This window comes from Patescibacteria group bacterium, from assembly GCA_041651355.1.
Classification (GTDB): Bacteria; Patescibacteriota; Patescibacteriia; order Patescibacteriales; family UBA12465; genus JAPLVX01.
This window is the reverse complement of record JBAZJK010000008.1, coordinates 1-9,560: the sequence shown is the minus strand read 5'-3', so window position 1 is coordinate 9,560 and position 9,560 is coordinate 1. Positions and strand designations below refer to the sequence as shown.

Here is a 9,560-nt window from a genome sequence, read left to right as displayed (position 1 = left end):
TAATATCGGATAGAAGTTTCTTATCAAAACCATGACCAAATGAACAATGCTCATCAGTGCGCATGATATATTCTCCTCGCGAGGCCAAAACTCCGGCATTGATTGCTCCACGCATTCCTCGATTTTTACCTAAATGCAATACCTTTATTCTAGGGTCTTTTTTAATCGGTTGGTCTGGCCAATAGCCATCTAAGACAGGAATTATTTCTATTTCTCCTTGCGCATTATCTAAAAGAGAATCAATAGTTTTATGCAAAAGAGGATCTTTGTAACTCGGAATAACAACACTTAATTTCATTTTTTAAAACTCGATTAATAATTAAGACTACATACTTGGTGAAGGGGAAACCGAAGATGAAACTGAAGGACTGTAAGATGGAGAAACCGAAGGAGAGATACTCGGAGAGATAGATGGACTAATGGAAGGAGAGATAGACGGACTAATCGATTCTGATGGACTAACCGAAGGAGAGATACTCGGAGATATAGATGGACTAATGGAAGGAGAGATAGATGGACTAATGGAAGGAGAGATAGACGGACTAATCGAAGGAGAGATACTCGGAGAGATAGATTCTGACGGACTAATGGAAGGAGAGATACTCGGAGAGATAGATTCTGACGGACTAACCGAAGGTGAGATACTCGGAGAGATAGATTCTGACGGACTAACCGAAGGAGAAACCGAAGGACTAACCGAAGGACTAACCGAAGGACTAATGGAAGGAGAAATCGATGGTGAAATTGACGGAGAAACCGAAGGACTGATTGAAGGAGAAATCGATGGTGAAATCGAAGCGGAAAGACTGGAAACCGGAGAACGTTCTTCGCCTAAAAATACATAGGTTACACTTCCCTCAGCGGAATGAGTTGTTTTTAATCCTTCCAATAAATAAATTTGATATTCATAAACATTACCGGTCGCGGGGTTGGTAATGGTCGCTATGGAATCTCCTGCTCGACTACCAACCGCGAAAGTCGCGCCAGCTCCATCCTGAGCCGGAATATTCACGCAATTAACGGTTTTAAAATAAGAGCTACCGTTAGTTACGCCGGATTGATTTTCAGTAATTGTAAAACTTTCACTAATGTCAAATCCATTGACATCAGTTCCTTGAATAGTAATCGTGCAGGCGGCGACATCAGCCGTTGTGCCATCCGGAGTAATCACCAAACGGCGCGGATAAGTCGGGTTGGAAAGAGACGCTCCGGAAACAATGGTAACCGCGCTATCTGAAGTCGCGGTTTGCGACATAATTTCATTAACCAAGGTATCGGCTGCTTGGTCAACCATTGTCAATGTTCCGGTAAAACCTTTATTAACCACTAATCTAAAAAGCATTCCTCCCCCTCCGCTGGCAATCGGAAAAGTATCTGAAGTATCGGTTACGGTCGCATACTTTTTAGGACCTAACAAGTCTTGAATACTATATAAGCCCTGAATAATTTTGTCTGCCATATTGTTTTTTTTATTTTTTAAACAATTATATATTTATGAATTATTTGAGAGTCCGTTAGCAAAAACGGACTCCGCAACAACACATAAACTGTTTTTTATGCGTTGGTATTATTCGAACCTACCCAACCGCGTGAATCATTGTGTCCAATATCAAACATAACCGTAGCCTTATACTGAATTTCACCAGTTTTGAAGACAACATTCGGTCCTTCTAATTGGATTGGCTGGCTTTCTTTATATTGAAAACCATAATCCATTCCTTTCATTCCGGAATCAAACATTGACCAATAATTAACATTGGTGGTAATCCAAGGAGTGGCTATAATCTTATAAACCGGAATACCTGAACCATCGTAGGCATTGGAAGCGGGCTTATGTTGCCTATTTATTGCGCCTAAAATCTCAAGAGCGGCAAAATAATTGGTATATCCTTTGGTTACGACAAGCGTATCCAAACTAATATTCATCTTCTTGCCTTTAGGATTGCGCACGATAGCGGCTGTTCTATGAGCAGCCTGCAAAGCGTCATAAGCAAAATCCATATTCACTGTTGAGCCATCGGTAATCTGATTATTGACATCAGTGCCGCCATCTTCGCGCGTATGATCCGTGGCAATAAAGGCTTTACCATCTCCACCAGTGGTAGAAATAGTATAATTGCCGGAATCATCAGACGCGGTATAACTGGTAGCATGCATCTGGTCTATACGATCACCGCAACGCAATTCGCGTAAATCCGAACAAGCCTTACGTAATTCATTGGCGATTCTTTCTAAATCACGTTTCTTAATGCCGAATTTCCACATTCTTTTCGTTACCGGTAAAACCTTACCATATTCAACCTGAGTATAAGTTTTGTCATAACCTTGTACCGGAGTTTCTGAGGTAATCACAGCATTCTCCAAAATTCGAGAGGCATAACCCAATCCGGACATGGAACTATCCTTAATGTAATAATCCGTGATGCCAACCTCTGTATTGAAGTATTGCTCAAAGTCTCGTGATTCATCTTTACTTCCTTTTAAGAAGATTTTTTGAATAGAGCGGTCCACTAGGTCTGCGGCATCAGCAATATGTAATGTAGCCATAGAGATTATGTAGCATCAGGATTTACGCCAGACGAATCAAGGAATCTAACCAGAATCCTTTTTTCGGCAGCGGCTCCTAAAACACCTACTTGAATAACACAAGCTTCTTCTGAAGTATCATCAGTACCGGAATTGTTGACCGTATTTTTATCGGTCAAAGCCATACGATCGCCATTGTGGTCAGCATTGCTGTTGTTAGCTGACTCAACTTCCCATAAAAATTCATTATTTACGGGAATAGTGTTGACCGTAGTATCGGAAGATGTCGCGCTTTCGGTGCAAACATACTTCCTTTGCCAATGTTCTGTCGCTGTATCAGCGACAGTACAAGCGGTCGCACCAATATCACGTTCCAACAAATCACCAACCGACAAAGTAAGCGAAGAAATAGTTACTTCTTCTTCATCAACATTGTCATAGGGTTTAGCTAATTTAAATCCTGCCATATTAATTAATTATTTTTTTAGAATCTCATTGATTTCTTCCTCTGACCAACCGCCTCGACTTAAGTGTTCCCTGGCCTCTTGTTCATTTAAGCCCGATGGAACAGACAGTCCAGACGAAGAAGGAGGGGTAGTACCTTCAGAACCCATACCAGCAGTCTCCATTTTCCGCTGGTTCTGAGTTCCTTCCGCACCTTGTCCATTGACAAAGTCTTTTTTCGGAAACGCTTTTAAAGCTCGATTTAAAAATTCTTTGGTTTTATTAGGATCTTTAGGCTTAATATAAAGATTATATTCAGCCATCAAAGTATTCCAATTGCGGTCATGAGGATCATTCTCAACCTTAAACTCAGGATGTTCTTCCAGCCAAGACTCCAATTGTTGTTGTTCAACATTTTTGTAGTTTAAAGCTAAAGCTTCATCCTTTTTAACATAACCTTCTTTTTCCAAAACGTTTTTAATAAGGCGATAATCTTCAGGATTAATTTCATCATCCAAAGATGATTCCTGAATATCCTTTTTATCTTGAGCTTCATTAGTTACTTCCGAAGTTTGTTGACGCAAATCTCTTCTGGTTCCACGCAATTGTTGAATTTCAGTCAAAAGTTTTTCTCTTTCCGCGGCAAGTCCTAAGAGAGCGGCGTCTTTGTCTTTATCAATATCATCACCGACTTTTTGCAAATCGGCTGGTTTTTTTTCGCCGGAAGAATCGGGCAATGGAGTGGCCTTCTCCCCGTCCGAAGATTCTTCATCTTCGGTTTGTTTTACTTCCTCTTTCCCTTCCGCTTTTTGATTATCTTCTTCATTTTCAGCGAAATCGGGAATTTTCCCCGCTTTTTGTTCATCCATATTTTTTCACTTCCATTTGATAACCCACTTGAAGAGGTGGGATACGTCAACAAAAGATTAAGGTTAATATTTTAATCGAATAAAAACTTGTAAATTATTGTATTTTTTCAAAAGCTTCACACCACTTATCATAGTTATCAGCCATTAGACCGAAAAATTTTTCTTCAGTATTTAAAACAATTTCCGATACTCCATAAATTGTTTCTTCACTTTGAGGACTAACATCAATAACAAAATCTTCTTCTAAATAATCATTAAATTCTTTATCCAGTTGTTCTTCAGTTTTTCCATCTTTAATCTTTAAGCGGGCTTCATTTTCAGGTTTAGTTGTTTCTTCTCCATCCTTATTAATATATATAAACTTGCCATCCTTATTTTTTTCACCATAGTCTTCAAATAAACGTTTACGTTCCGAAGCAATTTCTTCTAAACGGGTACGAAGCAGAAGAATAAAACGAGTGCGCAGACGCGATTTTTTACCGACCAAATTCAAATTAGCCAGCCAAGAAGCCAAATCCATCACCCCTAAACTTGTCATTGGCCATAAAAATTTATTCTTTAAAACCAATTTTTTCATAAGTTTTCAGCTTAATTTGCGGTCAGCGGCAATCTGAGCCTTAGTTTCCATATTAAAACTATTATAGACTTTTTCAGCCCATGCTTTAACACCGCCAGTTTTTTCCGCGTAAGAAACATTTTTAGAACGCAAATCAACCTTATGCATTCTTTTTTCATTTAAATCCAAATCACTGTATTTCTCCGGAACGACAATAACAAAATTAAACTCCGGAGTATCTGACCTTGGTTCAATCATAATACCAAATTCTTGATTTAAAATTAAATCTACGGCTTTACGATAATCTTCAGGAATCGGCGTATTATTGCGTGTTTTTTCAAGTTTTTTAATCGGAGTTTCTTCTTGTTTAATTTTAGCGGTCGTCCGGTCAATTTCTTGAACCCTAGCCATTTTTTTCATATCTTCACGCATTTTTTCAAGAATCAATTTCAATTCCAGCACTTCATTTTCTATTCTTTTAATATGCACACTTTTTTTACCATAGCCATTTTTAATTTCTTCCCCTGCTTTTGTTTTAGAGAGTTTTTGCTCTTCATTTATATTTTCATTCATCTTTTTTTATTCCTTGTTTAGTTTCATTAATATATGTTGTTATTGGTTCTTTTTTTTGCTTTATTCTTGTTTTTTCCTTAGTATCATTAAGTAATTTTCTTAAATCATAACGATCATTAACTTTATCACTTGCTTCTCTGGCGACATCGGCAATAATTTCTTCTGAAACCGAAGGCAAGGTAATTGTTACCGGACCGCGAATGATTTCACCCTTTCTAACATCACGCGTAGCCATTATATTCACGGTTGTTCTATAATGACGCACTTTGGTAATGGTCATTGGAATCATTTTACGTTGTTCAGAAGGCTTACCAATTACAAAAAGGAATGCATTTAATTCTTCTTTATCCAAATAACAAGTCTTTTCACCGAGTTTAGCGCGAATAACCTGACATTTATTCAATTTCTCATCTTGCGGACGCCAATTTACTTCCATAATTATATCATTTTTCCCCTGTTTGTCATGCAAAACAAACTGTTCATAGTCTTCAATCATTCATTTTCACTTAATTTATTTATTTCTTCCAAAAAATCTTTTATTCCTTGAATGCGTCCCTCTTTTTCCAAAACACCTTGAATAAAGTTCCATTCCGTGCGTTTAGCAACCTTGCCTTTCTGAATACTTTCACTAAAAAGCTCAGCCACTCTTTCTAAAGTTTGCCATTGCGGAGAATAACGCAATTGTCTTAATTGAGATAGCTCTTGTTCACTTAACTTTAACATTATCTTTTAAAAGCATTAGATACTCTGCTCATCAAACGATTGAACATTCCCCCACCTTGCGTTGTCGGACGAGTTTCAATCTTTGTTCCAGACACGGCTTGAGGCGCTTCCGGAGGACTGGCACTCATCATTCCCCCACCTTGCGTTTCATTGGGAACTGCATTCTGAGCCAAATTTTGAGGAACTAATAAAGGTTCATTAACCGGACCTTGTCCCAGCCATTCATCAGGCAACCATTCTTTAGCATCCTTATCGTAAACCTTACAAAGTTGCTTAGCTAACTTACCAACCAGTTCCGGAGGCATCTGTAAAACCGGAACCAATAAATTAGCAAATTCCAAATCCATAGTCTTGGTTAGTTCCTTGGAAGGAGCTAAAATTGATTGCCCCTTAACATTAATCATTCCTTGCCAATCCAAAGCTTCAGGTTTAAGTCTGAAAAATCTACTTTCTTTATCTTCAACCAAATTGCCTTTTTCATCAGTATCCAAGCCAAACTGTATTTCACGATAAACCAAAGCCTGAAAATTACCTTCCTCATCTCTTTGATACAAAGACGGGTCGCTTTGAATCGCCTTTAAATATTGTTCAATCTTATCAGAATCACTAATCTTGATAACTTCTGGTATTGAATAAAGCATTCTGATAATAGCCATAGTCAAGTAAGCATCATCTTCTAAAGCTTCCGTAATATTATCCAAAGGAGTTTTTAAACGTTTTAAGGCTGCTTCTTTAGCTTGAGCGGCTTCAAACGCGGTTTTACCGATAGTTTCCAAACCAATCACCGGAGCAGTCACACCGGAAGCATTATCAACATCTTTCTGAAACATATTAATACCTTCCCAGGCGTCTTTACCGGGTCCTTTAACTTCCATCCAAGTAATATCTTTAGGATTCTGAACTTGTTTGGCAACTCCCGGTTTCATCATAATTTCACCTTCTTCTTTTAAACTTTCAGTTCCTTGATAAAAACCCGGTTTATAAATAGACAAAGTCAATTGGTCAATGGTCATATTCCTAATCCTATCCAATAACTTTTCATCATTCCTAATCGCCTCATAAATTCCTATACCATAAGGCGATTCTGAATGTCTAAGTAACCAATAAGTCTGCCAAAGGGACAGTTTTTTAGTTCCGGAAACATCTTCAATCGGTAAAGGTTCAATCACAATTGGAACACCGCCGGCAATAACCATAAACAAATCACGTAAACGATTCTCATAAAAATAAACTTCCACGCGATTTTCTGAAATCAATTTCTTAACTATTCCTTCCTGTACCTTATCCTCAGTTGTTCCTCCGGATTTAACATATTTAAAATTTTCATATTTACCAAATTCCTCCTTCATTCTATCCATAGTATAGATTTTACGCCAACACCAATCTCGAACTGAAAAACCATTATTCGGTCTAGCCATATCATCAATCCAAGCATTCCAAGGGTCAAGATTCTCTCTGAACACATCATTATACTCAATAATTTTACGTTTTTCCCAAGTATTATTACTTGGATTTTCTTCATCAACATTCTCTCTAACTTTAACATTACGCTCAATTTTCAAAGGATAAGTTCTACCGACAGCCCATCCGTATTTAGCTAAATTAAAAACAAACTTTTTTAATTGCTGTTTAGATTTAGCAACCTCCCAATTCCTCTTATACAATTGTCTTTGCAACTCCGATATAGCTTCATATTTCTTTCCGGCAGGTAAAAAAACAGCCTCAGGATTGCGATCAATCAAAATCGCCATGGCTGTTTGAATCTTAATAAAAGGGTTAGTATGCGCCACATCAGAGCGCCAAGCGTCCGGACTTCTTAAATTAACCAATGCACCTTGCCAACCTTTTTCTTCATCTTCAGCAATAACCTTCCTTTCCGTCCCCTTAACCTTATGCGGAATATATTTTTCATCAGCTTCCGCCCATATTGATTCAAGATTTTGTCCAAAAACATCCTCTCTAGTCTTCTTGAGCTCTTCAATCCTATTAATAACAAATTTAAACTCAGCTTGATTTTCCTTAGACAATTTATTGACATCAAAAGTTTTCTCTATTTTACTTTGTCTTTCTTCTTCCTCAATATTATTTTCTTTATTCATAAAAATCATTAAAATTTATCTCATTGTTTCCATTTTTTAACATATTCAGCTTCCTTTGAGCGGAATTCACACTATTGCTTTCAGTAAATTCAGTTTTTTCCATCTTCCTTTCTCTAAGAGTGGTCAAGAAATATCTATCCGTATCAGCAGCATGGTCTTCTCCATCAGTATCAATATCTTCAGGATTCTTTTCATCTTGTATCAAAGACGGAATTGTCCTAAGGGAATCAATACAATTATTAAAATAAATCATCTGAGGCTCAATATCATCTTCATAACTCAAATATTGCCTCATTAAATTCCAACCATCAACTCTTCTTTTACCTGATGGCAAGAAATTAACACCATGTCTCGCGAAATTCTGCGCTATCGTTTCTTCTTCTCCAGTATTAGCAAAGATAGCGGCATCGGCAACAGACCAAGCATATTCCTCTCCTTTACTCATCTTCACTATTTTCTTAGCTATTTTAGGAATCTTCCATTTAGTAACATATAATTCCTTATAAACCCAAACACGTCCATCATAATCCACGGCATACCACTTGCAACAAGCCGGTTTAGCGTATCCATGGTCATACGCTCTGAATCTTTTCCAAGTACTAGGTATAGGAAAAGGCTTAATCACATGCTTCACATCATTCCATTCTTCAAAATACTGTCCGGCAAATATGTCCCAAGAACCGAAACGCCAAGCCTTACGCAAAGAAACCGGTTTTAATCCATTCAACCATTGAACATATCTAGGGTCTTTTTCCAATAAACTGGGATTATCCGTAATTCTGGCTGGAATAAACACTCTGGCAAGTCCAGTATCAGTGTCTCTGGTTACAATCGGTTTACTGGGGGTGCCTGAAATTCTAAATCTATTTTTAACCCATACATGACCAACACCTCCAGGATTAGTCGTAGAGAATATCTGCGGGGCAACATTATCCAAAGTTGAACGACAAGACGAAGTAAGTTTTAAATATTGTTCCTCCGAAGGTATCTGAGTCAATTCTTCAATAACCATCTTCTGGTATTCGTGTCCTTGATATTTAGTATAAGCCGCGTCATCCTTTAAATGTCCTGTTCTTATTTTAGCACCTGAAGGGAATCTTATCTCTGGCGGTATACCGACAACTATTCCTCCACAAGTAGAATACATTAATCTTGCTCTGTCAATCCAATCTTTTAAATCATCAGCATTTCTTCTAATAACCAGTGCTCTAAATTGAGGAATATGTATCCATCTTGTAAGAAAAACCAAACCTGCATCTGTTTTACCACCGCCGCGGGCACCGCCGTAGAGAACTTCAAATTCTATGCGAGATAGAGCTTCAGTTTGAGGACCTGGATGAGGTTGCCAAAATATCTTTTTAGTTCTGGGCTTTTTCTTTTTACTAACTTCAATTATCGCTTTAGGTTTTTCTTTCTCAAATGTTTTCATTTTTATAGTATTTTGATAGCGATTTTATGGGGGTTAGACAGACACGATGGCTTAGGTTAGCCAAAGTTTAGGGTGCCTTTTTATATTTTTGAATATTTTTGGAAAACGGACTTTTAGAATGGCTCAGTTAAGCCAAAAGGCACAGAAAATACGGGGGTTAGACAAAAGAAGAGGTTTTTTTATATTTTTGAATATTTTTGGAAGAGCCTTTTAGTGTTTTTGTATCTTGTATGATTAATACAATATTATATTGGGTACTTACCCTCAGATGAGTCGGTTCGTAAATCCTACAACCCACAATTCACCACAATTCACCACCACAGAGCTATGTCGTATAATGT

The 9,560-nt window shown here is 37.6% G+C and carries 12 protein-coding genes; 2 read left to right on the top strand and 10 right to left on the bottom strand.

All coding sequences use genetic code 11. From position 1 onward, the window contains the following. A partial coding sequence (locus WC441_05440; GenBank protein ID MFA5163929.1) for a glycosyltransferase family 2 protein occupies positions 1 to 298 on the bottom strand: 298 nt, incomplete at its 3' end. Positions 299 to 419: 121 nt separating this feature from the next. Here WC441_05440 and WC441_05435 point away from each other — a divergent pair. Together WC441_05435 and WC441_05430 are read left to right on the top strand one after the other, a co-directional pair. Next, on the top strand, positions 420 to 845 hold the full coding sequence (locus WC441_05435; GenBank protein ID MFA5163928.1) for a hypothetical protein: 426 nt from the start codon (positions 420 to 422) through the stop codon (positions 843 to 845). Between the two features lie 53 nt (positions 846 to 898). Then, the gene (locus WC441_05430; GenBank protein MFA5163927.1) at positions 899 to 1,237 is read left to right on the top strand and encodes a hypothetical protein; all 339 of its coding nucleotides are present in this window, start codon (positions 899 to 901) and stop codon (positions 1,235 to 1,237) included. Positions 1,238 to 1,554: 317 nt separating this feature from the next. Here the strand turns inward: WC441_05430 and WC441_05425 are convergent, their stop codons facing one another. From WC441_05425 to WC441_05385, 9 genes are all read right to left on the bottom strand, one after another. Next, positions 1,555 to 2,547, bottom strand: a complete 993-nt coding sequence (locus tag WC441_05425; GenBank protein ID MFA5163926.1) for a hypothetical protein — start codon at positions 2,545 to 2,547, stop codon at positions 1,555 to 1,557. A gap of 5 nt (positions 2,548 to 2,552) precedes the next feature. Next, positions 2,553 to 2,993 carry a hypothetical protein gene (locus WC441_05420; protein MFA5163925.1) on the bottom strand — a complete coding sequence of 147 codons (441 nt, stop codon included), beginning with the start codon at positions 2,991 to 2,993 and terminating at the stop codon, positions 2,553 to 2,555. Between the two features lie 9 nt (positions 2,994 to 3,002). After that, positions 3,003 to 3,839, bottom strand: coding sequence for a hypothetical protein (locus tag WC441_05415; protein ID MFA5163924.1), 837 nt, complete (start codon positions 3,837 to 3,839; stop codon positions 3,003 to 3,005). 94 nt (positions 3,840 to 3,933) lie between these two features. After that, positions 3,934 to 4,416 carry a hypothetical protein gene (locus WC441_05410; GenBank protein ID MFA5163923.1) on the bottom strand — a complete coding sequence of 161 codons (483 nt, stop codon included), beginning with the start codon at positions 4,414 to 4,416 and terminating at the stop codon, positions 3,934 to 3,936. 6 nt (positions 4,417 to 4,422) lie between these two features. Then, positions 4,423 to 4,968, bottom strand: a complete 546-nt coding sequence (locus tag WC441_05405) for a hypothetical protein (GenBank protein MFA5163922.1) — start codon at positions 4,966 to 4,968, stop codon at positions 4,423 to 4,425. Continuing rightward, positions 4,961 to 5,464, bottom strand: coding sequence for a hypothetical protein (locus tag WC441_05400; protein MFA5163921.1), 504 nt, complete (start codon positions 5,462 to 5,464; stop codon positions 4,961 to 4,963). Before WC441_05400 ends, WC441_05405 begins: the two co-directional genes overlap by 8 nt. Next, positions 5,461 to 5,691 carry a hypothetical protein gene (locus WC441_05395; GenBank protein ID MFA5163920.1) on the bottom strand — a complete coding sequence of 77 codons (231 nt, stop codon included), beginning with the start codon at positions 5,689 to 5,691 and terminating at the stop codon, positions 5,461 to 5,463. The genes WC441_05400 and WC441_05395 overlap by 4 nt, the downstream gene beginning before the upstream one ends. Beyond that, positions 5,691 to 7,790 carry a hypothetical protein gene (locus WC441_05390; protein ID MFA5163919.1) on the bottom strand — a complete coding sequence of 700 codons (2,100 nt, stop codon included), beginning with the start codon at positions 7,788 to 7,790 and terminating at the stop codon, positions 5,691 to 5,693. Before WC441_05390 ends, WC441_05395 begins: the two co-directional genes overlap by 1 nt. Then, on the bottom strand, positions 7,783 to 9,219 hold the full coding sequence (locus tag WC441_05385) for a terminase family protein (protein ID MFA5163918.1): 1,437 nt from the start codon (positions 9,217 to 9,219) through the stop codon (positions 7,783 to 7,785). Before WC441_05385 ends, WC441_05390 begins: the two co-directional genes overlap by 8 nt. Between the last annotated feature and the right edge of the window lie 341 nt (positions 9,220 to 9,560).

Coding starts and splice junctions, on each gene's coding strand:
- WC441_05435 (MFA5163928.1), top strand. CDS start 420: ATGGAAGGAGAGATAGACGGACTAATCGATTCTGATGGACTAACCGAA.
- WC441_05425 (MFA5163926.1), bottom strand. CDS start 2,547: ATGGCTACATTACATATTGCTGATGCCGCAGACCTAGTGGACCGCTCT.
- WC441_05420 (MFA5163925.1), bottom strand. CDS start 2,993: ATGGCAGGATTTAAATTAGCTAAACCCTATGACAATGTTGATGAAGAA.
- WC441_05415 (MFA5163924.1), bottom strand. CDS start 3,839: ATGGATGAACAAAAAGCGGGGAAAATTCCCGATTTCGCTGAAAATGAA.
- WC441_05410 (MFA5163923.1), bottom strand. CDS start 4,416: ATGAAAAAATTGGTTTTAAAGAATAAATTTTTATGGCCAATGACAAGT.
- WC441_05405 (MFA5163922.1), bottom strand. CDS start 4,968: ATGAATGAAAATATAAATGAAGAGCAAAAACTCTCTAAAACAAAAGCA.
- WC441_05400 (MFA5163921.1), bottom strand. CDS start 5,464: ATGATTGAAGACTATGAACAGTTTGTTTTGCATGACAAACAGGGGAAA.
- WC441_05395 (MFA5163920.1), bottom strand. CDS start 5,691: ATGTTAAAGTTAAGTGAACAAGAGCTATCTCAATTAAGACAATTGCGT.
- WC441_05390 (MFA5163919.1), bottom strand. CDS start 7,790: ATGAATAAAGAAAATAATATTGAGGAAGAAGAAAGACAAAGTAAAATA.
- WC441_05385 (MFA5163918.1), bottom strand. CDS start 9,219: ATGAAAACATTTGAGAAAGAAAAACCTAAAGCGATAATTGAAGTTAGT.